Raw genomic sequence first — 25777 nt, forward strand, 5'->3', positions numbered from 1 at the left:
GCGGTGACCCGGTGGCCCAGGATGTGACTGCACCGATCATGTTGCGTGCCAGCGGTATCGGCGTCGAACTCGCGGGTGTACGAGTACTCGACGATGTGTCGTTGACGGCGCGCTCGGGCCGGATGACCGGGGTCAGCGGACCGTCCGGAGCGGGAAAGACCACCCTGCTTCGGGCTCTGGCCGGGCTGGTACCGCTGTGCGCCGGGACCATCGACCATGGGGGACAACCGAATCGGCGTCCCGGCGAGATCGGGATGCTCGCGCAGCATCCTCGCCTTGTCGCCAACCCGCGCTGGACATTGCGGCGGATCGTCGCCGAACCGGCAACCATCGCCGGTCGGGACATCGATGTGTCGGAGGTCGCCGACGAGGTGGGCCTCGATCGGGAGCTGCTCGATCGGTTTCCCGCCGAGGTCAGCGACGGGCAACTCCAGCGGGCGTGCCTGGGCCGGCTCGTGGTGGGGTCGCCGAGCATCGTTCTCTGCGATGAGCCGACCGCCATGCTCGATCCGGTGGCCGCACGGGTGGTCATCGAGATCCTGGCGTCGATCGTCGACCGGGGCGCGGCGATGGTGCTGGTGAGTCATCAGCGCGCCCTGATCGAGGCACGCTGTGCCGATGTCGTCGAGCTCGGCGTCGGTGTCGGGATTGCCTGAACCGGCGCTCACGCCCCCATCGACGCCGCATCCTCCTCGCCGAACCGCTCCTCGAGTTCGGCGGTGGAGTAGTCCAGATCGATCTCGGCGACGTCGCGGCCACGGGCGGACTCGATCGCGTTGAGTCGTCGGGTGGCGCGGTCGGCGGCGTAGGAGAGGAACATGTCGTTGTCGAGGCCGAAGGGCTGTTCGTCGAACTGTTCGTTGACCCACGAGATCAGGCCCAGGGCCAGGGGCATCAACTCGCCCATGCGGGTGGTGACGGCCTCCCACAGGGAATCGTCGGCGGCCACATGACGACGACACGTGAAGGTGCCCCACGCCATATGACGTCGCTCGTCGTCGCTGATGAACCCGATGAGCCGGCGCATTCCGGGCAGGATGTCGTGGATCGTGCACACGGTGTGCCACGCGTAGTAGCCGGTCAGCGCCAGCGACCCCTCGACGACGTGGTTGTAGGTGACGCTGGCCCGGATCTGATTGAGCGGTGACGGATCGGAGTCGAGCAGGTGCAGGGAATGCGGCAACTCCTCGTAGAACAGTTGCCGGTAGTAGGGGTTCTCGGAGACGAAGGAGTTGAGGTCGGCGGTCAGGCCGACCGCGTCCATCCACATCCGGAAGACCTGGGTGTGCTTGGCCTCCTCGAAGCAGAACTGCGTCAGATACATCTCGTCGCCGAAGCGCCCCTCGGCCGCCATCGCCGACATGAACGGCTGGATGTCGGAGGTGACGGCCTCCTCGCCGGCGACGAATTGGGAGACCAGGAAGGTCGCCGACCGTCGTTGCTCGTCGGTCAGCTCGGCCCAGTCCTGAGCGTCCGTGCGAAAGTCGATGGCGGCCGGATCCCAGAATCGGGAGTTGCCTTTGACGAAGAGGCGCAACGGAAGTGCGTTCCAGTTCAATCCGCCGCGACGCAGCGAGGAGAAATCCTCGCGGATCGTCGGGCGGTGTTCGGCTAGAGTCATGTCGGCCACCCGTCCCTTCTCAGGTGATGGTGACGCTATCCGGTTACCCGTCGGTTGTGGCCCGATCGGCGTAACGCACAGGAAACATCAAACGTCTGCGGCGGGTCGATCGGTGATCTCGTCGGTGCCGTCGGAGCCAGTATTCTTGCGCGACAACGCACTTGGCCACCAGATGCGCCGGCCGATGTCGAGGGTGAGGGCCGGCACCAGCAACGTCCGCACGACCAGGGTGTCCAGCAGGACACCGAAGGCGACGAGGAAGGCGACCTGGGCCAGGAACAGCAGTGGGATCACCGCGAGCGCGGCGAAGGTGGCCGCGAGGACCACGCCGGCCGAGGTGATGACGCCACCGGTGGAGGTCAGCCCTCGGATTACGCCGGCACGGGTGCCGTGGCGGATCGATTCCTCGCGCACACGCGTCATCAGGAAGATGTTGTAGTCGATTCCCAGGGCCACCAGGAAGACGAAGGCGAACAACGGCACCACCGGGTCGGCGCCGGCAAAACCGAAGGGCCCGTTGAACAGCAGTGCCGCGACGCCGAGCGTGGCGGCGAACGACACCACCGTGGTGGCCAGCAGCAGTGCGGGGGCGAGCAGGCTGCGCAGCAGCAACACCAGGACCGCGAAGACGACGACCAACACGATCGGGATGATCAGGTTGCGATCGTGAATGGCGGTGGTGCGGGTGTCCAGGTCGATCGCCGTCGTCCCGCCGACCTCGGCATCCGCGTCGGGTATCGCATGCACCTTGTCCCGGATACGTTGCACGGTGTCCTGCGCGGCGAGCGATTCGGCGTTGTCCGACAGCGTCGCCTGCACGGCCACCCGGCGGTCCCGGACGACGGGTGCACCGTCGGCGGTGAGCACACCGGCCGAGGCCACACCGTCGGTGGAGGTGACCGCCGCGAGTACCTCGTCGGCCCGATCGGCGTCGGTGATGACCCAGGTGGGGGTGCCGCTACCGGCGTCGAAGTGGCGGGCCTGGATCTGGGCACCGGTCACCGAGTCGACGGTGCCGAGGAAGTAGTCGGTCTGGGCGATGCCGTCGGAGCGGAACAGCGGTGCGAACGACGCGCCGATCAAGAGCACCACGAGGGTGCCGATCCAGATCGCGCGGGGCCGGGCGGCGACCTTCTCGGCGATCGTGTGCCAGAGGCGATGCGTCGCCCCGGACTCGTCGTCGTCCTCGGCGCTCGTGGTCGACAGCGCCGGCCGGTACGGCCAGAACGCAGCCCGGCCGAGCAGGGCGAGGACCGCGGGAAGGAAGGTCATCGACGCGAGGAAGGATGCGACGATACCCAGCGCCGCGACCGGTCCGAGGCTGCGGTTGGAGTTGAGGTCACTGAACAGCAGGCACAGCACGCCCAGGATGACTGTTCCGGCAGACGCACCGACCGGTTCGATGGTGGCCCGCCTGGCCCGCCGGATCGCGAGATATTTGTCTTCGGTGTGGGTCAGTTCCTCCCGGAAACGGGACACCAACAGCAGTGCGTAGTCGGTGGCGGCGCCGAAGACCAGGATGAACAGGATGCCCTGACTCTGACCGTTGAGTTCCAGGATGTCGTTCTCGGCCAACAGGTAGACCGCACCGGAGGCCAGAGCGAGGGCGAACACTGCGGAGATGACGACGACGAACGGCAGGATCGGACTGCGGTAAACGACGATCAGGATCAGGATCACCACCGACCCGGCGACGACGAGCAGCAAACCGTCGATGCCGGCGAAGGCCTCGCTCAGGTCGGCGATCTGTCCGGCCGGCCCGGTGACCTTGACCGTCAGCCCCGCCGGTGGATTCTCCAGGCCGTCGCGCAGGGTCTCGACGGTGTCGCCGGGTTCGCCCGCGGTGGAGATCGGCATGTACACGACGAGGGCTTGGCCGTCCTGCGACGGAATGGCGGGGGACATCGCCGCACCGAATCCGGGCTTGCCGGCGAACGCCCCGGTGGCCGAGGCGAGGTACTCGCGGTCGGCGTCGGTGACACCCGACCGGCGTTCGGCGACGACGATCGCCGGCACCTCACTGGTATCCTGGAACTGACCGAGGACGTCGTTGACCTGGGTGGACTCCGCGGAGGCGGGAAGGAACGCGCTGTTGTCGTTGGTGGAGACCGACGACAGTTTGCCGGCGAACGGCCCGGTGATCCCGCCGATGATCACCCAGGCCAGCAACAACAGCGCGGGGATCAACCAGCGGAGCCGGCGCCGAGTGGGGGACGGGTGAGACGGCGCGGGCGTCGCCATTGGTGGGTTCCTTTCCTGATTCTTCGCCGGGTGGGGCGTGTCGTCGGTGGCGGTGTGGTCTCCAGACGGTTGTCTCCAACCGGTTGTCTCCAACCGGTTTCGTCCAGCGGCGTGCCGAGGCTCGCGGGCACTTCGTAGCCGTCCGATGATCGGATGGTTCAGGTCTGATCGTCGTGGTCTCCGCGGACCAGGCTATGTGCAGGCGGGCCGAGTCGGCGACGACGCGCGCGCCGTCGGTGTCGATCGTGTTCGCGAAGTTGCCGACGATGCGGTCGAGGTGCAGGGTGCCGTCATCGTCGGCGATCCGGGCGACGACGGCGGCCGACAGCGGCAGATGATTGGGGGGCAGATGATTGGGATAACTGCGCATGTATGCCACCGAGCGGCGATCGGGAATGGGCAAGATGGTGTCGCCGGTGAGCAGCACGCCGCGGCCGTCGGCGCCGGCGGATGGCGACAGGGCGAGGGTGTTGCCAGGATCTCGAAGATGTTGTGCCAGAAGGAAGATGCGCATTTCCATGCGGTCGGCCGCATGGATGTTCCACGATGGGTCGTGGGGGCACGCGGTGTGCCGAGAAAGGTGTATCTCTCCATGAAGACCAAAGGTGCAATCCTGCGCGAGCCCGGACAGCCGTGGCAGATCGAGGAGATCGAGGTCGGCGATCCGGTGGCCGGCGAGGTGCAGGTCCGCCTGGCCGCATCCGGGCTGTGTCACTCCGACCATCATCTCCGTACCGGCGACTCTCCCGCACCGATGCCGGTTCTCGGTGGCCATGAGGGTGCCGGTGTCGTCACCAAGGTGGGACCGGGCGTCACCCGCCTCAAGGAGGGTGATCATGTCGTCACCGCCTTCATCCCGGCGTGTGGTGTGTGTGAACCCTGCTCGTCGGGCCTGCAGAACATCTGCGACGAGGGTGCCCGCCTGCTGACCGGGCTGTCCATCGCCGACGACACCCACCGGGTGCACACCTCCGACGGCACGCCACTGACCACCATGTGCCTGCTGGGTACGTTCGCCCCGTACATCACCGTCAACGAGGCGTCGCTGGTGAAGATCGAGGACGACATCCCGCTGCGCGAGGCCGCGCTGCTCGGCTGTGGTGTCGCGACGGGCTGGGGATCGGCCGTCGAGATCGGTGACACCCACACCGGCGACACCGTCGTGGTGATCGGCATCGGCGGCGTCGGCATCAACTCGGTGCAGGGTGCCGCGGCCGCCGGCGCGCGCCACGTCATCGCGATCGATCCGGTGCCGTTCAAGCTGCAGATGGCCGAAAAGCTCGGTGCCACACACACCTTCGCCTCGATCGACGAGGCGTTACCGGTGATCGGCGAGATCACCTGGGGCAAGATGGCCAACACCACCGTGATCACCGTCGGTGAGATCTTCGGCGACATCATTGCTCCCGCGCTGAGCCTCACCGGCAAGGGGGGACAGGTCGTCGTCACTGGCATGGGCAACTTCTCGTCCATGGACGTCAAGCTCAACTTGTTCGAACTCACCCTGCTGCAGAAGCGGGTCCAGGGTGCGATCTTCGGCGGTACCGGACCGCGCATCCAGATTCCGAACCTGTTGCGCGAGTATCGTTCCGGGCGGCTCAACCTGTCGGATCTGATCACCACCACCTACCGTCACGATCAGATCAACGAGGCCTACGACGATATGCTGGTCGGCCGCAACATTCGCGGCATGATCGTTTACGGCGACGACGACTACTGAGCCGCGGCCGTTCGCGACCATCGCTGAACACATCGAGACCCTTTCCGCCGGAAAGGGTCTCGATGTGTTCTCGCGGTTCTAGACCTGCTTGCGCCGGAGGTCGACGAGCAGGGTGAGGAAGCGGATGCCGAGGCCCAGCAGGATGAAACTGCTGATCATCTGGACCGACACGGCGACCCGGGCACCTTGGGAGTCGGGTGCGATGTCCCCGAAACCCGTTGTGGTGAACACGGTCAGGCTGAAGTAGAGGGCGTCGACGCGGCTCAGCCTCTCGTTCATGCTCCCGTGGTCGTAGTCGGAGAACATGAAGTACAGCGTCGCGAAGGCGACGATGTAGAAGGTCGCGACCGCGACGAGCATCTCCAGGGCGGTGGGCACCGGGTACTTCGAGTGCATGAAGTGCCGGATCTCGTAACCCACGAATGCGACGAGAAGCAGTGAGCCGCAGAGGAACCCGATCATCTTGAAGTCGCTGTCGGCGTTGATCGGCAGCAGGAAGTAGCCCACCAGGAGAATGGTTCCGGCCGCAATCGGGCGCAGCAGCGCGGTGACCATCTCCCGGGTGGAGACCTCTACGCCTCCCACCATCCGCCGGGTGTGCTCACCAGATTCGGACACGCTCGTCGTCCGGCAGATAGAGGTCGTCCCCGGCGGAGACGCCGAACGCCTCGTAGAAGGCGTCGATGTTGCGGATGACGCCGTTGCACCGGAACTCCGGCGGCGAATGCGGGTCGATCGACAGGCGTCGGATCGCCTCGGCGTCACGGGTTTTGGTGCGCCAGATCTGCGCCCAGCTGAAGAACACCCGCTGGATGCCGGTCAGGCCGTCGATCACCGGCGGCTCGGTGCCCTCGGTGGCGAGTCGGTAGGCGACCAGTGCGATCGACAGGCCGCCGAGATCGCCGATGTTCTCCCCGATGGTGAACTCGCCGTTGACCTTGTACTGCTCATCCAGTCCGTCGGGGGTGAACTCGTTGTACTGCTCGATGAGTTTGCGTGTCCGGGACGAGAATTCACTGCGATCGTCGTCGCTCCACCAGTTGACGAGGTTGCCGTCGCCGTCGTACTTGGCGCCCTGATCGTCGAAGCCGTGTCCGATCTCGTGACCGATCACCGCGCCGATGCCGCCGTAGTTGGCCGCGTCGTCGGCGTCCGGGTCGAAGAACGGGGGCTGCAGGATCGCCGCCGGGAAGACGATCTCGTTCATGCCGGGGTTGTAGTAGGCGTTCACGGTCTGCGGGGTCATGAACCACTCGTCCCGGTCGACCGGCGCGCCGATCTTGGCGAACTCGCGGTCCTGCTCGAACGACGACGCGCGGGCCACATTGCCGATCAGATCACCACGATCGACCGCCAGCGCGCTGTAGTCACGCCAGCGGGCCGGGTACCCGATCTTCGGGGTGAACTTGTCGAGTTTGGTCAGTGCCTTGCGCCGGGTCTCCGGGGTCATCCACTCCAGATCGGAGATGTTGCGGCGGTACGCCTCGACGAGATTGGCGATGAGTTCGTCCATCCGGGCCTTGGCCTCGGGCGGAAAGTGCTTGTCGACGTAGAGCTTTCCGACGGCGAACCCCATCGCGCCCTCGACGAAACCCACCGCCCGCTTCCAGCGGTCCCGGTTGGTCTCGGCTCCGGTCAGTGTGCGGCCGTAGAAGTCGAAGTTCTCCTCCACGAAGGCCGACGACAGATACGGTGCCGCGCTGCGCAGCAGACGCCAGGTCAGCCAGGTCTTCCAATCCTCCAGGGGAGACTCGGTGACCAGGGTCGAGACGTCGGTGATGAACGACGGCTGCCCGACGACGACCTCGGCGAAGGTGGTTTCACCCACGGTGCCGAGTCCGCCGAACCACGCATGCAGGTCGAATCCGGCCGCCGCCGCCCCAAACTCGTCGAGGGTCATCAGGTTGTAGGTCAACTCCGCGTCGCGGCGGCGCACCACATCCCAGTGATGGCCGGCGATCGCCGTCTCCAACCGCAGGACCGTGGCCGCGCGGCCCTCGGGGTCGTCGACGCCGGCCAGGGTGAACATCCGTGCCATGTGGGCGAGGTATGCGTGCCGTGTTTCGGCGTGCTTGTCGTCGCGGTAATACGACTCGTCGGGCAGTCCCAGGCCGGACTGCATCACGTGCACGAGGTAGCGATCCGACGCCCGGGCATCGGTGTCGACGTAGAAACCGAACAGTCCACCGACGCCGTGGCGCTGCAACCGTCCGATCCGGGTCGCGAGCCCGGTGGTGTCGGCGATGGCGGCGATCTTCTCCAACTCGCCGGTGATCGGCCCGATGCCGAGGGCCTCGACGTGGTCGGTGTCCATGAACGATCCGTACAGATCACCGATCTTGGCGGCGTCGCTGCCGCTCGGCGGCGTCGCCGCGGCCGCCTCGGCGATGAGGTCGCGGACGTTCTCCTCGGCGCGGTCGCGCAGGACGTGGAAGGCGCCGTCGACCGAGCGGTCCTCGGGAATGACGTGCGAGGCCAGCCATTTGCCGTTGACGTGGCTGAACAGGTCATCCTGGATGCGGACGGCATCATCGACCCAGTCGAGGTCGAGTCCGGAGGCGGGTGTTGCGGTATTCGACGTTGCGGTATTCGACACGGTCACGTCGTCCATCCTGTCATCGCCGGAGCGATCCGTCAGCCGGCCGGTGTCTCCCGCGGAACGTTGTCGGAGGAGTTGTCGGCGAATGCCGGGGACACCGGTGGCGCGGACGGGTACATTCCCGGCCATGTACCCCGAGACGCCCGATCGTCGTCCGCCTGCGCAGCAGCAGTGGCCGCCGCAGCAGCAGTGGTCGCAGCCGTCGTCGGCGCCGTTCGGTGCTCCCTACCAGCAGCAACCACCGCTTCCGGTACCCCAGCCGTCATGGCCCTACCCCGTCGCGCAGCCCGGTGTCGCGCAACCCGGTGTGGTGTATCCGCCGGTGGTCGTGGTCGGCAGCGAGAAGAGTGTCGGGTTGGCATTCGTGTTCGCCTTCTTCTTCGGCCCGCTGGGGATGTTCTACTCCACGGTGACCGGTGCGCTGGTGATGCTCGGCGTCAGCCTGGTCGGGCTGTTCCTGTCCTTCTTCCTTCTCGGGGTCCCCTCGTTCCTCATCTGGATCGGGTGCATCGTGTGGTCGTGCAATGCGGCGAGTGAACACAACAATCGACTTCGGGCAGGCATCCTCCGCTACTGACCTCCGCTGCGTTGGCCTGTGGCAATCCCGCGTCAGAACTCGCCCAGCGCGCGCTCCATCGCCCAGATCAGGATCTCCGACGGTTCCCGGGCGGTGAGGCTTTCGCCGCCGGTGTCGACGCCACGAGCCGCGTCGCCGGCGGCCAGTTCGAGGCGATTGCCCTCGTCATCGGTAACGACCACCGCGCCATGGACGACGAAGAGATGAGTGAAGCGCGCCGACGGCATCGTCAGCGTCTGCTTGCCAGAGGGTCGCGCGGCATACAGCGTGGCCCCGGAATTGGCGATGGATATCGCGGCATGACGATCCGGGTCGCCGGAGGCGACCGTGACGAGTGAACCGGCGGCCAGCTCCGTCGAGATGTCGCACTGCGCGTAGGAGGGTTCGGTTCCGTGACGATCGGGGAGTACCCACATCTGCACGTAGTGGACGGTCTCGGTACCGGAACCGGGCAGGTCGGGCCACGGATCGTTGCGCTCGGAATGGTCGATACCGCTGCCGGCGCTCATGCGTTGTGCCAGTCCCGGGTAGACGACTCCGGCGTGTCCGGACGAATCGCGGTGGACGAGAGTCCCCGAACTCACCCATGTGACGATCTCGGATTCCTGGTGATGATGTGATTCGAATCCACAGTTCGGTGGAAGAAATTCCTCATTCGATGCAATTAATGCACCATGATGGGTGTTGGCTGGATCGTAGTGATCGCCGAAGGAGAAGCAATGGTAGGAGGTGAGCCAGGCCGTCGTCGTCAGGCTCCTGTCTCCGGCCCGGGTAACCGAAAAGCCCATGACCCATTATGGCCATCGGCGGACGGTGAGGTTTCGGGCCGGTCTTCTGCTGTGCAAAATCCCAGTTCAGGGCGACATCGTGCACGTGACGACGAGGCCGAACGGCCGCCACCGGCGCCATCTTCGTCGCCGACGCCACGTGCCGCCGGCAACACCCCGCCGACCCTACCGCCGCGCCCCCGCGGTCTCGGACGGCGCGCCGACCCCGCCCGACGCGAGACGCCGAGAACGCAGATGGGTCCCCGCGGCGACCTTCCAGGATCCCCGGTCCGAGGACGCCCGCAGCCGCCCGACGCGACGTTCCCGCCGCCGCGCCGACAACCCCCACGACGAGAAGCGCCACACCGAGAAGCGCCACACCGAGAAGCGCCGCGTCCACAACCAGGACCCGCCGAGGTCGATCGAGCTCCGCTGAGTCGAGAGCAGCGGAACCGAGGCCAGGCGAACCGGGGTGGGCAAGCGCCGCAACCCCGCACGGGGTCGATCCCACCGTGGGTCCCTTCGCGCACCGGCGAGGCCGACGCGATCCCGGCCACCCCGCAGGGACCACGCGTGGTGAGAACGCGTGTCCGCGCCGGTGACGTCCAGCGACCGACCGTCCGACCCGCAGTGCGGCCGGGTCGACGCCCGGTGGGTTCGGACGAACCCGCGGTCACCGGGCCAGGACCTGCCGCCGCCGACGACGCCGAGACCACCGCATCGGGCACGACCGAGGTCGCCGCGTCGGGCAAGCCCACACTTGGCGCGTCCGGCAAAGCCGGGGCCGCCGCAGCGGCCAAGTCCGCCACCCCGGGCAAGTCCAAGTCCGGCGCCTCGGGCAAGTCCAAGTCCGGCGCCTCGGGCAAGCCCAGGCACGCGGCCGCGTCGCAACCGGCAGACGCCGACAACCCGGAGCCCGCCGCCGATTCGGGTGTCACCGACCCCGACACCGACGTCACAGCCGACGATTCGTCGGCGCGAGATGAGATCGTGACCGGTCTGAATCCCGACCGCAAGCGTTCGGGATCGAAATCGCGTGTGACTAGAGTGAAAATTGTGACTATGGGTTCTCGGGTGAAATGGGCGGCACTCGCCGCGTGCGTGGTGGTGGCGTGTGCCGCCGCGTTCGGGATCAAACAGTTGGTGTCCAACCATCCCGATACCGGTTCGACGGCCGCGATGAATGCGTTCGCGGCAGCGTGGAGCAAGCAGGACGCCGCGACCGCGGCGTCCTACACCACCGCACCGGGACAGGCGAGTGAGGCGTTGACCCAGACCTTCCAGGGGATGAACGCCCGGCAGGTCGACGTGGTCGTCGAGAAGCCCGTCGAGTACAGCGACGGCACCGCGTCGTTCTCCCTGCGCACCACCTGGACCTTCGACAAGGACCACACCTTCACCTCGACCAGCAACGCCGGCGCCCGGAACCTGTCGACCGGCTGGAAGATCACCTGGGAGCCGGCGGTGATCGCCCCCGGCCTGCCCATCGGCGGGTCGATTCGGGAGGTCCGTACCGAGGCGACTCCGGCTCCCACGGTCAACAGCCGCTCGGGCAAGACATTGCTCTACCTGCAGCCGGTCAACGAGATCATTCTCGATCCCACCCAGACACGAAATGTCGCGGCCTCCGCGCGGCAGTTGGCGGTCACCCTCCAACCGATCGCGCCGCTGGTCACCGCGGATGTGATCAACCAGAAGCTGGCCGAGACGCCGGGCAAGGCCATCACCGCCGTCACCCTGCGTGACTCGGATATGGGTGTGATGACCCGGAACCCGTCGTCGGTGCCCGGCGTGACCGTCCGCAAGGCGGGCATGCTCGTGATGGCCGACCGTCGTCTCAACTCTCCGCTGGAGGCCGGCCTCACCAACTACTGGCAGGCGATCCGGGACGCCACCGCCGGATGGCAGGTCCAGATGGTCGGGCCGGGGATGGCGCCGCGACGCCTCGACGGCGAGCAGGGGCCGCCCGGCGCGGACGTCGAGACCACCGTCGATCAGGGGGTGCAGCTGTCACTGGGCGACGCCGCGGTCGAGGTGGGACAGCCTGCCACCATCATGGCGCTCGATGCGACCACCGGTGGCATCCTCGGCGTGGCGCAAAACTCCTACGCAGCAGACCGGGCGATCACCCTCGACACCGCATACCCGGTCGGTACGACACTCGATCCGGTGCTCACGGCCGTCGACCGTTCGGCCCGCGACGCGCAGGAGACCCCGCAGGCGGTCCTCGACCGGCTCGGCCTCGGTGTGCAGTTCACCGTGCCGGGAGCAAGTACGCCGACCTCCGGGCCGGGTGTCGCGACCATCGACCTGCAGTCCGAGACGTCCAAGATGTCGATGACCAACATGGCGGCGCTCGGCGTGGCGATGGCGCGTAGTTCCACCGGAACGCGGAGTTCGGTCGCACCGTTCGTCATCAAGGGTGTTCCGACGAAGGTCGTCGGTGGCGCGCTCGGTGACCTCGGTGCCGACCTGACGAAGCCGATCTGGCAGGCCATGACCACCACGGCCAAGACCGGCGACGCCAGCGATCTCACCGGGGCGCCCGGCCTGCGCGCTCTGGTCGGAACCAACGGTCCCGAGGGACCCGGATGGTTCGTCGGCGTACAGGGCGGGAAGGTCATCGTGATCTACACCGAGGGCCCGAAATCGGGGACCGCGGCACTTCAGGTGGCGCAGAAGTACTTCCGCATCAAATGACCGCTCCGCACCAGGTGGCCGCCCGGTGTCGGTGACCGGCCGATGTCAGGCGGCGTCGGTGGTGGGGCAGTGTGAATCGCTGCGCCGAAGTGCGTAGGCGGCGACGCCCCGCCAGCCGAGCAGGAACAGTCCCAGGGTCACCGTCGCGACGATGACGAAGCTGAATGCGACACCCTCGTGGAACAGGTAGCGCAGGATCATGCCCACCGTCACCGTGCAGAACCAGATCGCCACACCGGCGGGGAGGACGCGTTCGGGTCGGAAGTCGTGCCCGAACCAATCGCTGGACCGGACATGGGAGTACACGTAGACGATCGACCACCCGACGGCGGCGCCGGCCAGGAACGGCCACAGCGCCTGCATGAGCCCCAGGAACTCGTATCCGTGGTGGTGTGACGCCCGTCCGATCAGCACGAAGACGGTGACGGCAACGGCGTCGGCGGCACCGGTGACCGGCCATCGCAGCGATGACGGCGCCTTGGCATTCCCCCGGGTAGCCATGTCAGAACTCGGCATGGTCCATCACGGTAGCGCTTTTCGGGCGTCAACCCGAATTGGTGCCCTCATCGGTCCCGTCGGGCGGCGGTGTCGTGGGCGTCGATCCGCCCGGTTCGTCGGAGTCCACCTCGGCGAGTGGGGCATCGCTGCGTTCTCCCGGCGGCGTCGGGGATTCCTCGTGGGTCGAAGGGTGTGCGAACTCCTGTTGCACGAGTTCGCGGTCCCGGTCGTACTCGGCCTCGATGGTGTCCTGCTCGCGGATGCCGGACCGGAACTTGGCGATGATCACCACCCACCCGATCGCCGCGACCAAGACGTAACTCACGATCCGGTACACCAGCACCGCGGTCAGCGCATCCGCTGCGGGAATTCCCGCGGTGGTCAGGGCGGGAACCAGCACGGCGTCCACCACCCCGATTCCGCCGGGCAGCAGGGGAACCGCGGTGCCCACGGCCTTGCCGGCCGCGTAGGCCACCATTACGCCCGAGATCGTGGGATGCACCCCGACCGCCCAGCAGGCGAACAGCAGGCATCCGATGTCGGTGATCCAGTTGAAGAGGCTCCAGGTGAACGCGATCGCGGTGTCGCGCTGGGTCAGCTGCACCGCCCGCAACTGTTCGAGGATCTCGTTCAACCGATCGACGCCCTGGTCGACCGGCCGGTTGCGCAGATGGTTGAACCAGCTCAGGGCCCGTTCCCCGGTCGACCGCAGCGATTCCGGATGGGTTGCCAGGTATTGCAGGACCACCGCCACCGCGATGAACCCGACCACCGAGAAGATCACCGAGAACGGGCTGGTGCGGGCGCCGGCGAGTACGGCGCCACCGAAGCCGAGGACGGCGAGCCCGACACCGGCGAGCAGGCCCGACATCACCACCTGCCAGGACGCGACCACCGGTGTGGCACCCCATTTGCGGGTCTCGCGGTAGGTGAAGGCCGGGGCGAGGACCTGACCGCCCGGCATCGTCTGCGACAACGAGTTGGCGGCCAACACCACCGACAGCGACTTCCACTGCTTCACCCCCACGCCGGCCGAGCGCAGCAGGGCCCGTTGCACCTGCGCGAAGCTGTCCATCGACAACAGGGCGGCCACGGCACAGGCCACCAGCCACACCCAGTCCAGATCGCCGGCCTGACGCCAGGCCTCCTCGAGTTTCGGCCAGATCAGAACGATCTCGACCGCCAGGATGACCAGCACGACCGCCAGCAACAGCCACCGCAGCCACCACCACAGACGGTGACGCGGCTGGGCTCGGGCAGCCGGACGGTCCGATGACATAGACCTCACCCTAACCACCGCTACGCTGGCATCCGTGAATGACAGCGGCCCGGGGGTCGAATCGAGTGATGGTGGGAGTGCGGGTGTGAGCCGCAATCGTGCGGCCCGATCCCTCGCGGAACTGGACCGTTCGGCGGTCCATCCCACGGTGCGGGCGGCCGCCGAGTGGAGTTGGCGACTGCTGCTGATCCTGGCCGCGGTGTACGTCCTCGGACGGATCTTCCAGAAGTTCGACGAGGTGACCGTCCCGCTGAGTCTCGCGGTTCTGTTCACGGCGTTCCTCGTTCCGGCCGTCGATTACCTGGATCGTCGTCGGTGGCCGCGGTCGCTGGCAGTCGTGGCGGTCATGCTGGTCGCGCTAGGTGTGGTCGCCGGCGTGCTGACCTTTGTGGGGCGCGCCTTCGTCAGCGGATTCCCCGAGTTGACCAACGAAGTGGTCTCCACGGTCAAACAGACCCAGGACTGGCTGGTGGAGGGGCCGCTGAAGATCGACCGGTCGCAGGTCAGTCACCTCGGCGACAACATCGTCACCCTGATGCAGCACAATCAGGAGAAGCTGGCCAGCGGGGCACTGGCCACGGCCACGACCGCCACCGAACTCGTGACCGGCCTGCTGCTGATGCTGTTCCTGATCATCTTCTTCCTCTACGGCGGAGGGCAGATCTGGGCGTTCACCACCCGGCTGATTCCCCGGGGTTCCCGCGATCGTGTTGCCGCAGCCGGGATCGCCGGATTCGGCACGCTGGTCGCCTACGTCCGGGCGACGGTGGTCGTGGCGCTGGTCGACGCGGTCTGCATCGGTGTCGGATTGGCGATTCTGCGTGTGCCCCTGGCACTTCCGCTGGCGACGCTCATCTTCCTGTTCTCCTTCATCCCCATCGTCGGTGCCCTGATCAGCGGAACGGTGGCGGTGATGATCGCGCTGGTCACCCAGGGCTGGGTCACCGCGGTGATCGTGCTGGCCATCCTCATCGGCGTGATGCAGTTGGAAGGCCATGTGCTGCAACCGTTCCTGATGGGACGCTCGGTGCGACTGCATCCGGTGGCGGTGGTCCTGGCGATCGCCGCCGGGATCGTCGCGGCCGGCATCGTCGGTGGTCTGTTGGCGGTGCCGCTGATCGCGTTCTGCAACACCGCGATCCGATACCTCGTCGGACACCCCGCGTCGGCGATCCTCGGCGGCACGGACGGTTTCGAGGCGTCACCCGATCCACCGGTCTGGGATCGCCTGCAGCTCGAGACCGCGATCGCCGACGCCGAGCACGTCGCCGAACGGCTCGATGGCTCCGAAGATGCCCCGGCGGACGCGGAATCGCCGAAAGAAGAATCGCCGAAAGAAGAATCGGCGCAAGGAGATGCGGCCGACGAGCAGGGAGTCACCGACGACCCGGATGCCGGTGACTCCCCGTCACGTCAGGACTGATCGCCGCCTCGGCTTCGTCGGATCAGGTCGTGCACGCTGATCCGTTCATCCGAGTTCCGTTCACCCGAGTTCCGATCGTCGGCGCCGGTGGGGGCGGCGTGCCGATCCGCGGGGGAGTCCGGACCGGTGGTCGCGGTCTCGCCGGTGCTGGTCGATGGTGTCGCCGGAGATGCGGCGGTCTCGGATGCCGGCGGGCGTGGTGCCGGCGGGCGTGATGTACCGACCGGGGTCCGCGGCGGAGGTGTCCGCGAATCATCCTGGGTCAGGCCACGATCCATCGGTGACGGCCCGTCCTGCGCCGCGCGCCGCGGCGGACGCGGCTGCCCGGTGGCCCGGGCGCGGTCCTCGGGACTCAACGATGCCGCTAGCGGCCGCTTGCCGGTGCCGTCGAGATCAGGTCGGCGCGACAGCGGTGACGGTGCAGCTCCCGTGGGTCGCTGCGGCGCGGGCTGGGACGGCGGGGTCGTCTGTGTCGGCGGGGTGGGCCGTCGGCCGGTGCCGCCCGGCTGCTGGGCGGGCGGGGAAACGACGCCGCCCGGTTGCGGGGCGGGTGGGCCGTCGGCCGGGCGCGCCGTGGGTCGCTGCGGCGGCAACGGAGTGCGGTCCTGCGGGGGAGTCGCTGCCGCAGTTGGATTTTTGGTACCCACGCGTCGGCCGCCCGCAGGTCCGCCGCCGCTTGCAGGTTCGCTTCCCGTGGGTTCGCCGCCGAGACGGATGCCGCCGGCACCGAGCTTCCAGCTCCCGGTATCGGGGCCGTCGGTCTTGCGCAGCGAGTACGGCCGCGGTGGCATGGGGCGCTGGTCGGATTCCGGGCGCGCGGTGGGCACGGGGCGCGGACCGGTCGTCGTGGCCCGACGGTTGATCGGCTGCTCTCCCGACGGCGGTGCGGACGGACCGACCCGAACAGGCATCGGTCGGGGTCGCGGCGCGGCCGGTTCACCGGCCCCCGGTCGCGGTTCCGGTGCGGCGGCGTCCCGACGCGATCCGGCGTCCGGCGTCGGCTCGGCGGGCACCGATCGTGCGCCACGTCGACGACGTCGACCCGCCGCGCCGCCGGGCGCCGCGGCCATCACCGAGGTCGGCACCTCCGAGATCAGGGTGCCCGCGCTGATGGCGCGGGGAGCGCCCACACCGTCACGTTTCTCGTCGGGTTCATCGTCCAGGACGGTCTCGCCGAGACCGATCTTGCGCTGCACGATCCGCATCCAGCGCGGCGCCCACCAGCAGTCGTCACCGAGCAGCTTCATCACCGACGGCACCAGCAGCATGCGGATGATGGTGGCGTCGAGGATCAGTGCCGCGATCATGCCGTAGGCGATGTACTTCATCATCACGATGTCCGACAGGCCGAAGGCGCCGGTCACCACCACGAGAATGGCGGCCGCGGCGGTGATGATGCGGCCGGTCAGGGCCGTTCCGGTGCGGATGGCCTCGGTGGTGCTCGCACCCTTCTGTCTGGCCTCGACCATGCGGGACAACAGGAATATCTCGTAGTCGGTGGACAGGCCGAAGACGATGGCGATGATCAACACCAGCACGGCCGCGAACAGCGGTCCCGGCGTGAAGTTGGCCAGGGAGGCGCCGTGGCCGTCGACGAAGATCCACGTCAGGATGCCCAGCGTCGCACCGAGTCCCAGCGCCGACATCAGGGCGGCCTTGATCGGCAGCACCACCGAGCCGAACGCCAGGAACATCAGCAGACCGGTCACCAGCACCAGCAGCAACGCCATCAGCGGTAGCCGCTGCAGCAGTGCGTCGATGGAGTCCTGGGTGAGTGTCGGGGTGCCGGCCACCCACATGCGGATGCCGTCCGGTTTCTGGATGGCCCGCAGGTCCTTGATGGCCTCACCGGCGGTGTCCCGGTCGACCAGACCGGCCGACATCTGGATGATCGCGGGACCACCCGGGCCGTAGTTGCCGGCCAGCGCGCCGTCATTCGCCGATGCACTGAACTGCTTGGTGAAGCCGGGGATCTTGTTGGCCTCGTCGGCGATCTGGGCGATCTTGTTACCTGCCGACGAGTCGTTCTCGTCGTACATGATGACGAGCTTGATCTCCTCGGTCCGCTCGGTCGGGAAGTACCTGTCGAAGTTCTCCTGCGCGATGCGGCTGGGATTGTCCGGCGGCAGATACTGCTCGCTGATGCCACCGAATTTGATGCCACCGAACGGAATGGTCAACACCAGCAGCAACAGGACCGTCGGGACCGCGGTGGCCACCGGGTGTTTCATCACCCAGCCGGACAGGCGGCCCCAGAAACCGTTGATGATCTCGTCGCGGGACTTGGTGCGCCCGGTCAGGTCGCCGACCTTGCGGTCGAGACGTTCGGCGGCCGGCGGCGAGAACGACCGCACGATAGGGAAGAGCGTGTAGGACAGCATCCAGCGCAGCGACAGCGCGTCGACGCGCGGTCCGAGGATGCCGAGCAGCGCCGGGAGGACGGTGATCGACAGGATCGCGGCCAGCGACACCGAGGCGATCGCCCCGTAGGCCACCGACTTGAGGAATCCCTGCGGCATGATCAGCAGGCATGCGATGGCGGCGACGATGATGGTCGCGGAGAAGACCACCGTCTGCCCGGAGGTCATCACGGTTCTTCGCACCGCGGCCTTCGTCGAATAGCCTTCGGCGAGTTCCTCACGGAAACGGCTGACGATGAACAGGCCGTAGTCGATGGCGATGCCCAAGCCGATCAGCGTGACCACCGATTGGGCGAAGATGTTGAGCTCGGTGGCCTGCGCGATCATCTTCATGATGCCCAGGGACCCGGCGATGGTGAGGCCACCGATCAGGACGGGCAGACAGGCCGCGACGACGCCACCGAAGATGAAGAACAACATCAGCGCGACGAGCGGCAGGGCGATGATCTCGGCGCGGTGGATGTCGGCGTCCATGCCGCGGGCCATGGCCCCGGCCACCGGTTGCAGGCCGGCGAGCTGGAAGGTGGTGCCCGGCAGGTCGTAGCGCTCGGCGATGTTGGTCAGGTCGGGTTCGAGCGTCTTGTAGTTCTCCAGCACCGTCGTGTCGTCGTTGCCGGCGACCCCGATGCTGATGAAGGCGTGTTTGCGGTCCTCGGTGAAGGTGCGCGACCGGACGATGTCCTGCGCGGCCTGCCCGGCGGCGTCGGTCGGCTGATAGAAGGGGTCGATGACCTGCTGGTTGTTCAACAGCGCCTGCTGTTGACCCTCCGGGGTGGAGGTGTCGCCGTTGAAGGCGCGCTGCACGATCGTCGGGTGCTTGTCGATGAGGTCGGTGACGAACCGCTCGACCTTCGCCCCGAACTGCGGATCGTCGACGCTGGTGCCCTGTGCCGGGGTGATCAGCACGATGACATCGGATCGGTGATCGCGGCCGAGTGCGGTGTCGGCGACGACCGACCCCTTCGACGACTGTGAGGTCGGATCGAACCAGCCGCTCTGGCTCAGATACTTGCCGAGGTCCATGCCGTACAGGCCCAGACCGGCCATCAGGGCGACCATGACGGCGATGACGGCGAAGCGCATCCGATAGACGAATGTGCCGATGGCTCCGAACACGCCGAGTCCTTTCGTGAAGTCCGGGGAAAGATTGTCGCAGCGCCGCCTGAGTACCTGCTGAGGTACTCGGGCGGCGATACCGCCGTCGTGCCGGTTTCCCCTCCGGCTCGTCGACCGGCCCGGCTCAGCGCAGGAGCGCGCTGAGCGGCCGGAACGGTGCCAGCCAGGCGCCGTCGTCGGGCAGTGAATCCAGACCGATCCGCGGCAACGGTTCACGGAACACCCCGGGGATGTCCTCGAGGTCGACGAACGTCAACCCCTCGGTGGTCAATGCCCAGCTGGCGTGCTCCCGGAAGCCGATGACCGTCACCGGGATGCCCTCGGCCACGATATCGAGCAACGGTTCGCGGAAGGCCTGACCGTCCGCCGACGCAACGATCAGCCCGGCCAGTCCCACAGTGTGCCTGCGCAACTCGATGTGGTCGAGCATGTCGGCGTCGACGTCGCTGTCCTCGGCGATCTTCGGTTTGGCGAAGACGGCGTAGCCGACGTTGCGCAGGGCCTCCACCCAGGGACGCACCACATCGGCGCTACCAGGCACGATGTTGGTGAAGACGGTCGCCTCGGGTTCGACGAGGACCGCCGCGGCACCTCGTGGTGCGGCCTCGCCGTCACCGTCGGCGGATGTGTCGCGTTCCACGTCTGGCTCGCCCACATCCGTGTCGCGGTATGCGCCGTCGGTCTCGCCGGTGGCGGCCGCGGCGGCCGCATCGGAGATCTCCGCCGTCTGCGCGAGCATCCAGCGGCCCAGCGCGTCGAAGCGTGGTCGGTGTGCGGCGGTGGGGCGTCCGCCGAGGATCGCGCCGAGACCCATGTCCATGTTCGGTGCGTCCCAGACCAGCAACACCCGCGGGGCCGAGGTCTGCCCGGAGATGGTGTCGGCGAATCGGGCGCGGGAAGCCGTGGTGGCGTCGTTCATCGCGTCTCCTCGGGGGATGTGCGTGCGGAGTGATCGGCGGCGGATCCGCGCGGAGCCGGCTTGACGTAGACGAACTCGTTGACCGAACGGCCCTCGACCTCGGCGCGGCCCTCGAACTTCGTCGTCGGACGCCGCAACGAGATCGGCACCGGATCGGTCGCCGGCACCACATGCGGCGCGTTTGGATTCTGGGTGGCGAGGATCTCGGCGATCCATCGGGCGTAATCGGCGTGATCGGTCGCGATGTGCAGGACACCGCCGTCGACGAGGCGATCGGCCATCAGTTCGACGGTGCCGCGCTGGATGAACCGGCGCTTGTGGTGACGGGACTTGGGCCACGGGTCGGGGAAGAACACCCGGATGCCGGTGAGGCTCGCCGGTTCGACCAGCTCACGCAGCACGACGACGGCGTCGCCGCGGATCATCCGGACATTGGTGAGCCCGTTGCGGTCGATCAGACCGAGCAGTTGCGCCAGTCCCGGTTTGTAGACCTCGACTGCCAGCACGTCGACGTCGGGCTCCTCGGCGGCCATCGCCGCGGTCGATATCCCGGTGCCGCTGCCGACCTCCAGCACCCGCGGCGCGGTGCGCCCGAACAGCGGGCCGAAGTCCAGCGGGGGTTCCGGCCGGCGTTCGGTGTCGGTGGACAGATCGCGCCCCAGGGTCGGCCACAGGGCGTCCCAGTTGCGCTGCTGATTGGCGGTGAGCGTGCCCCGGCGGAACCGGAAACTGGTCACGCGCGGGTACAGCCGGGAGCGATCAACCTGCTCGCGGGAAGGGTCGAGTGCCTCGCCCGGCGGTGGATCGACGGTGTTGTTCACCGGTCCATCGTCGCTTATCGCCCCGACCAGATCATCCTCGACACCCCTGGCCTGTGAATTCTTCCGTCTCGGACCGGGCGTTCTCGGGTTAGGCTGCGAGCAGCGCAGACCGGCGGGGGAGGTGACATGGTCGACGGTGACGACGCATTTGTGCGCGCGTTGAATGGCGATCCCACGCTCGTCGACGGTCTCGGGCCCCGCGTCCGCGCGGTGTTCGCCGAACTGTGTGCCGACTACCTCCGCCCGTTGACGATCGCGGTCGCCGGTCGTGCCGGGACCGGCCGCGACACCATGGCCCGCGCACTGCGGGAGCGACTGGCCATTTCCGCGCTCGGACCGGGTGAGGATCCGATGGCCGTCGCCGACGCCGATCTGACCGTGTATGTGCTGGTGGCGGGTGTGCGTGACACCGACCGGGCCGCTCTCGGGACTCTGATGCCCGACCGCGGCATCGTCGTGCTCGGCAAGGCCGACACCCACGACGACCCGGATGCCGCCGCGCATCGGGCCGAGCATATGGCCGCGGAGCTCGGGCGGCCGGTGATCGCGGTGTCGCAGCTACTGGCCTGCGCCGATCTGACCGCCGACGAGGTTGCCTTCCTGCGTTCGAGTGCGCTCGCCGGTGAGCAGATGCCGTCGATGTCGGCGAAGTATCTGCGCGGCGCACCGGGCAGTGCCGAACGCGTCATGCGTCGCACTCTGCTGCAGCGACTGGACCGATACGGCATCGAGACCGCGCTGAAGCTTCTCGTTGAGGACGTTCCGGGCGACGCCGCGGCGCTGAACGCCGTGCTGCATCGGCTCAGCGGGATCGACGCGCTGGTGCCGGCCATCGGTGCCCTCGTCGACGGTGTTCGTCGACGACGCGCCCGGCAAGCCCGAGCCGAGGTCGACGATCTCGCCGCCGCGGGCGCCGACCGCGACGTCCTCGAACGTCTCCTCCGTGTACCGCAGGTGAAACTGTGAGCGACCTCTATCTCCGCGTCCGTGCGGCCACCGGATGCGATGTCACCGTTCGGGATGTCGCCGAACGGGATGTCACCGGTCGGGATGTCGCCGAACGGGATGTCACCGGCTGCGAGGGTTCCGGCGGGCGGGCGCGGGTTCGCATGGTGGTCGCCGGGGCACCCGGTGCGGGGGTGGGTGAGCTGATCGGCGCGATCACCGGGGTGGCCCCGGATCTCGAGGTCACCCGCCACCGGCCGGGCGAGTCCCTGCCGGTGGCCGCATGCGATGGCGTCGGCGTGCTGGTGATCGATCCGTCGTCGGCGCCGGAATCGGCCGATGTCGATCTCGTCACCCGGCTGCGCACCGAGATCGGCACGGTGGTGCTGGTCTGCGCCAAGATCGATGCCTTCTGGGAATGGCCGCGGCGGTTGCGGGAACATCGTCGGCACCTCGACCCCGACGAGGAGCTTCCATTGTTCGCGGTCTCCGCGGCCGCTGCGCTCGCCGGTGCGGTCGACGAATCGGGTCTCGACGATCTGGTCTCCTGGATCGTCACGGCCGGTTCGGCACCGTCGGCCGAGCGATGGGAACGGATGCGCACCGGGGCCTGCCTCGGGGCGCTCGACGCGGCACTTCTGGCGGAGATGTCGGCGCCCCCCGCCCCCGGCGACGACGCCGACACGCTCATGCACCGACGCCGACTCCTCGTCGCCTCCCGCGACCGGGGACGCACCGACCGCCTGGCCGCGGTTCGCGCCGGACTCGCCGGAGTGCGCGCGGCGTCGCTGGCCGACGCGCAGACCGGGGCACGGGCCCTGGCGCACGCGGCCACGCAACGGATCGCGCAGGCCGGCCCCCGGCAACTCGATGATCACGCGGCGTGGCTCGACGAGGAGGTCAGGCGACTGAGCGCCCACGTCGGCGCCGTCACCGACGACCGGCTCGACGAGGTCGCGGTGACCGCGCTGCTGGGAATCGACGGGGGTGATCCACGCCGACCCGGCGGGCCGTCGGACCGCGCGCGCCCACCCGCCGGCCCCGGATACGGCCCGTCGCCCGCGGCCGGGCGGCAGCAGCCTCCGAGTGGTCGTCGCGGTGCCGAGGATGCGCTGGTGGTGCTGCTCGGTGCGTCCACCGGCATCGGACTCGGACGGTTGGTGGTGGCGCCGATGGCGTCGGTGCACACGCTGCAGTGGGTGTCGATGCCGCTGACCCTGGTGATCGGGGTCGCGGTGGCGTTCTGGGTGGTCGGGGTGCGCCGCGCCGGTGCCCGCCGGGCCGAGCTGCGCGCCTGGTCGGCGGAGGTGCTGGCCGAGGCCCGCGCCACGATCGAACGAGGTGTGGCGGTGGCCGTCACCGACACCGAATCGTGGCTGACCGGGCAGATCATCCGGCATCACGAGCGTCGGGTGCGGCAGGTGTCCGCCGATGTCGCCGCAATCGATGAGCAACTCCGGGGGATTCGCGCCGAGCGGGCGGGCGCAGACCGGCAGCGCGAGGCGCGCGTCGACGAGCTGCGTCGGCTGCGAGCGTCGGCGGCGGCGCGTATGCAGGAACTGTGGATGGACGGCGCCGCAGCGTCCGACGTCGGAGAGGAGAGACGCGATGGACCCGTTCGTACCGGGTGAGGGCGAGGAATCCGATGGAGGCGCCGAGCAGATCAATCCGCTGTCCGCGGGCGATGTCCTGGGAGATGGTGCGCTCGACGGCGGGGTGGATCCCGTCGCCCACTCCGTCGGGGTGGGCGGATCGATCCCGGGGCTCGACGATCTCGGCGCCCCCGCCGACGATCACCTGTGGATGTACGACGACGGACGCATCTGGGATCTCGGGCCGGCCGACGTCGACACCGACGACGATGGTGTGAAGGACTCGCTGACCCGTGCCGGTCCGGACGGGTTGAGCGTGTACACAGACCGTGACAACGACGGCCGCGTCGACACCGTGACGCGCATCGGCTCGGACGGGAGCTACCAGGCGCACACCCTCGACGACTCCGGGAACTGGGTTCCCACCGACGTCGGTAGGCTGGAATGAAACGACCTCGAGTGTCCCCGACATCTCCGGAATTCGCCAGGGCCTAAAGTCGCTGATTGACCGAGTTTCGCAGATCAGGAGCTTTTCCGGACGGCTTGCGGGATAAGTGAACATACGGAAATGTGGCGTAGAACGCATCTGCTCGACCCGGGACCTAGCGGCCGTTCGGTCGTCGTATCCTGGGAATAAGCCGTCGTACCACCCGGCCGCCGACCATGGTGGCCAACTCCGAGGAGGAGCCCATGACCGCAGCAACCATTCCCGGGCTGAACCCGAGTGAAGCGCCCACCAAACATGCGGGACTACTGGCGTGGGTCGCCGAAGTCGCCGAGTTGACCCAGCCCGACCGGGTGGTGTGGTCCGACGGCAGTGACGAGGAGTGGGATCGCCTCAGCAGCCAACTCGTGGAGGCCGGCACCCTGGTCAAGTTGAACGAGGAGAAGAAGCCGAACTCGTTCCTGGCCAAGTCCGACCCGGCCGACGTCGCGCGTGTCGAATCGCGCACGTTCATCTGCTCCGAAGACGAGGCCGACGCCGGCCCCACCAACAACTGGGTGGCGCCCGCCGAGATGCGCGCCACCATGACTGAGTTGTACCGCGGTTCGATGCGCGGCCGGACGATGTTCGTGATCCCGTTCTGCATGGGTCCGCTCGGTTCGGCGTCGCCGAAGCTCGGTGTCGAGCTGACCGACTCCGAGTACGTGGTGCTGTCCATGCGGATCATGGCGCGTGTCGGCTCGCAGGTCCTCGACATCCTCGGAGACGACGGCTTCTTCGTCAAGGCGCTGCACTCGGTGGGCGCACCGCTGGAGCCCGGTCAGGCCGACGTGCCGTGGCCGTGCAACGCCGACAAGTACATCACCCACTTCCCGGAGACCCGCGAGATCTGGTCCTACGGATCGGGCTACGGCGGCAACGCGTTGCTCGGCAAGAAGTGCTACGCGCTGCGGATCGCCTCGGTGATGGCCCGCGACGAGGGCTGGATGGCCGAGCACATGCTGATCCTCAAGCTGACCAGCCCGGAGAACAAGGTCTACTTCGTCGCGGCCGCCTTCCCGAGCGCCTGCGGCAAGACCAACCTCGCGATGATCCAGCCGACCATCCCCGGGTGGAAGGCCGAGACCGTCGGCGACGACATCGCCTGGATGCACTTCGGCGAGGACGGCCGGCTCTACGCCATCAACCCGGAGTTCGGATTCTTCGGTGTCGCACCGGGAACCAGCGACGGCTCCAACCCGAACGCGATGAAGACCATCGAGGCCGGAAACACCCTGTACACCAACGTCGCCGAGACCGACGACGGTGACATCTGGTGGGAGGGAATCGGTACCGACGCACCCGCCCACCTCACCGACTGGCTGGGTCAGGACTGGACCCCGGATTCCGATCATCCTGCCGCACACCCGAATTCGCGGTACTGCACCCCGATCTCGCAGTGCCCGTCGCTGGCCGCGGAGTGGGATGACCCGAAGGGCGTGCCGATCTCGGCGATCCTGTTCGGCGGTCGCCGCAAGACCACGGTGCCGCTGGTGACCGAGGCACGTGACTGGCAGAACGGTGTCTTCATGGGCGCCACCGTCGGCTCCGAGCAGACCGCCGCCGCCGAGGGCAAGGTCGGCGCCGTGCGCCGCGACCCGATGGCGATGCTGCCGTTCATGGGGTACCACGTCGGTGACTACTTCCAGCACTGGATCGACCTGGGCAAGAACGCGGACGCCTCGAAACTGCCGAAGGTGTTCTACGTCAACTGGTTCCGTCGCGGTGACGACGGCCGCTTCCTGTGGCCCGGATTCGGCGAGAACAGCCGCGTGCTGAAGTGGATCATCGGCCGGATCGAGGGTGAGAACGAGGGTGTGCACACCCCGATCGGCATCGTCGCCAAGCCCGACGAGATCGACGTCACCGGACTGGACGTGCCGGCCGCCGACGTCGAGGCGGCACTGAACTTCGACGAGGACGAGTGGCGTCGCGAGCTGCCGCTTATCGAGGAGCTCTTCGAGTTCGTCGGTGAGAAGCTGCCCACGAGCCTGCAGGACGAACTCGATCAGCTCAAGCAGCGTCTCGCCTGATCACACCGCGTGTCGGCTTGAC

The 25777-nt window shown here is 67.8% G+C and carries 20 protein-coding genes; 9 read left to right on the top strand and 11 right to left on the bottom strand.

Annotated elements, in window-relative coordinates:
- The first annotated feature begins 23 nt into the window (after positions 1-23).
- The gene (locus ACWETB_RS07335) at positions 24-656 is read left to right on the top strand and encodes an ABC transporter ATP-binding protein (protein ID WP_452210261.1); all 633 of its coding nucleotides are present in this window, start codon (positions 24-26) and stop codon (positions 654-656) included.
- A gap of 8 nt (positions 657-664) precedes the next feature.
- On the opposite strand, the gene ACWETB_RS07340 is transcribed toward ACWETB_RS07335, so the two are convergent.
- Together ACWETB_RS07340 and ACWETB_RS07345 are read right to left on the bottom strand one after the other, a co-directional pair.
- Positions 665-1621, bottom strand: a complete 957-nt coding sequence (locus tag ACWETB_RS07340; protein ID WP_449742685.1) for a R2-like ligand-binding oxidase — start codon at positions 1619-1621, stop codon at positions 665-667.
- 87 nt (positions 1622-1708) lie between these two features.
- On the bottom strand, positions 1709-3862 hold the full coding sequence (locus ACWETB_RS07345; RefSeq protein WP_452210263.1) for an MMPL family transporter: 2154 nt from the start codon (positions 3860-3862) through the stop codon (positions 1709-1711).
- A 592-nt stretch (positions 3863-4454) separates the two neighbouring features.
- Here ACWETB_RS07345 and ACWETB_RS07350 point away from each other — a divergent pair.
- Positions 4455-5582, top strand: coding sequence for an NDMA-dependent alcohol dehydrogenase (locus ACWETB_RS07350; protein WP_452210265.1), 1128 nt, complete (start codon positions 4455-4457; stop codon positions 5580-5582).
- 78 nt (positions 5583-5660) lie between these two features.
- Here ACWETB_RS07350 and ACWETB_RS07355 read toward each other — a convergent pair whose 3' ends face one another.
- A complete protein-coding gene (locus ACWETB_RS07355; RefSeq protein ID WP_449742688.1) occupies positions 5661-6170 on the bottom strand; it encodes a potassium channel family protein in 510 nt (169 codons plus the stop codon).
- 13 nt (positions 6171-6183) lie between these two features.
- A complete protein-coding gene (locus ACWETB_RS07360; protein WP_449742689.1) occupies positions 6184-8193 on the bottom strand; it encodes a M13 family metallopeptidase in 2010 nt (669 codons plus the stop codon).
- Positions 8194-8308: 115 nt separating this feature from the next.
- Here ACWETB_RS07360 and ACWETB_RS07365 point away from each other — a divergent pair, with 115 nt between their 5' ends.
- Positions 8309-8758: a hypothetical protein gene (locus ACWETB_RS07365; protein WP_452210268.1), complete on the top strand. Its 450-nt coding sequence runs from the start codon at positions 8309-8311 to the stop codon at positions 8756-8758.
- 32 nt (positions 8759-8790) lie between these two features.
- Here ACWETB_RS07365 and ACWETB_RS07370 read toward each other — a convergent pair whose 3' ends face one another.
- Together ACWETB_RS07370 and ACWETB_RS07375 are read right to left on the bottom strand one after the other, a co-directional pair.
- A complete protein-coding gene (locus ACWETB_RS07370; protein ID WP_452210270.1) occupies positions 8791-9546 on the bottom strand; it encodes a pirin family protein in 756 nt (251 codons plus the stop codon).
- A 165-nt stretch (positions 9547-9711) separates the two neighbouring features.
- On the bottom strand, positions 9712-10005 hold the full coding sequence (locus ACWETB_RS07375) for a hypothetical protein (protein ID WP_449742692.1): 294 nt from the start codon (positions 10003-10005) through the stop codon (positions 9712-9714).
- Positions 10006-10587: 582 nt separating this feature from the next.
- Between ACWETB_RS07375 and ACWETB_RS07380 the strand changes: the two genes are divergently transcribed.
- Positions 10588-12225 carry an NTF2-like N-terminal transpeptidase domain-containing protein gene (locus tag ACWETB_RS07380; RefSeq protein ID WP_449742738.1) on the top strand — a complete coding sequence of 546 codons (1638 nt, stop codon included), beginning with the start codon at positions 10588-10590 and terminating at the stop codon, positions 12223-12225.
- A 45-nt stretch (positions 12226-12270) separates the two neighbouring features.
- On the opposite strand, the gene ACWETB_RS07385 is transcribed toward ACWETB_RS07380, so the two are convergent.
- Both ACWETB_RS07385 and ACWETB_RS07390 read right to left on the bottom strand, forming a co-directional pair.
- The gene (locus ACWETB_RS07385) at positions 12271-12726 is read right to left on the bottom strand and encodes a DUF3054 domain-containing protein (RefSeq protein WP_449742739.1); all 456 of its coding nucleotides are present in this window, start codon (positions 12724-12726) and stop codon (positions 12271-12273) included.
- A gap of 43 nt (positions 12727-12769) precedes the next feature.
- Positions 12770-14002: a lysylphosphatidylglycerol synthase transmembrane domain-containing protein gene (locus ACWETB_RS07390; RefSeq protein WP_452210272.1), complete on the bottom strand. Its 1233-nt coding sequence runs from the start codon at positions 14000-14002 to the stop codon at positions 12770-12772.
- A gap of 85 nt (positions 14003-14087) precedes the next feature.
- Between ACWETB_RS07390 and ACWETB_RS07395 the strand changes: the two genes are divergently transcribed.
- Positions 14088-15425 (top strand): AI-2E family transporter, encoded by a 1338-nt coding sequence (locus tag ACWETB_RS07395; protein ID WP_449742694.1) that lies wholly within the window; start codon positions 14088-14090, stop codon positions 15423-15425.
- Here the strand turns inward: ACWETB_RS07395 and ACWETB_RS07400 are convergent.
- The 3 genes from ACWETB_RS07400 to trmB form a co-directional block, all read right to left on the bottom strand.
- Positions 15416-18961, bottom strand: coding sequence for an MMPL family transporter (locus tag ACWETB_RS07400; RefSeq protein ID WP_452210275.1), 3546 nt, complete (start codon positions 18959-18961; stop codon positions 15416-15418). The genes ACWETB_RS07395 and ACWETB_RS07400 overlap by 10 nt on opposite strands.
- A 124-nt stretch (positions 18962-19085) precedes the next feature.
- A complete protein-coding gene (locus tag ACWETB_RS07405; RefSeq protein ID WP_449742696.1) occupies positions 19086-19880 on the bottom strand; it encodes an NYN domain-containing protein in 795 nt (264 codons plus the stop codon).
- The gene (gene trmB / locus ACWETB_RS07410; RefSeq protein WP_449742740.1) at positions 19877-20719 is read right to left on the bottom strand and encodes a tRNA (guanosine(46)-N7)-methyltransferase TrmB; all 843 of its coding nucleotides are present in this window, start codon (positions 20717-20719) and stop codon (positions 19877-19879) included. Before trmB ends, ACWETB_RS07405 begins: the two co-directional genes overlap by 4 nt.
- A 108-nt stretch (positions 20720-20827) precedes the next feature.
- Here trmB and ACWETB_RS07415 point away from each other — a divergent pair, with 108 nt between their 5' ends.
- From ACWETB_RS07415 to ACWETB_RS07430, 4 genes are all read left to right on the top strand, one after another.
- A complete protein-coding gene (locus ACWETB_RS07415; RefSeq protein ID WP_449742697.1) occupies positions 20828-21667 on the top strand; it encodes a hypothetical protein in 840 nt (279 codons plus the stop codon).
- Entirely contained in the window at positions 21664-23277 is a 1614-nt protein-coding gene (locus ACWETB_RS07420) for a hypothetical protein (protein WP_452210277.1), read from the top strand. The genes ACWETB_RS07415 and ACWETB_RS07420 overlap by 4 nt, the downstream gene beginning before the upstream one ends.
- Entirely contained in the window at positions 23255-23686 is a 432-nt protein-coding gene (locus ACWETB_RS07425) for a DUF6802 family protein (protein ID WP_449742699.1), read from the top strand. Before ACWETB_RS07420 ends, ACWETB_RS07425 begins: the two co-directional genes overlap by 23 nt.
- A gap of 242 nt (positions 23687-23928) precedes the next feature.
- Complete coding sequence (locus ACWETB_RS07430; protein WP_452210279.1) at positions 23929-25755, top strand: phosphoenolpyruvate carboxykinase (GTP); 1827 nt, start codon at positions 23929-23931, stop codon at positions 25753-25755.
- Positions 25756-25777: the final 22 nt, after the last annotated feature.

It is taken from the genome of Gordonia sp. NPDC003950 (genome assembly GCF_053605205.1).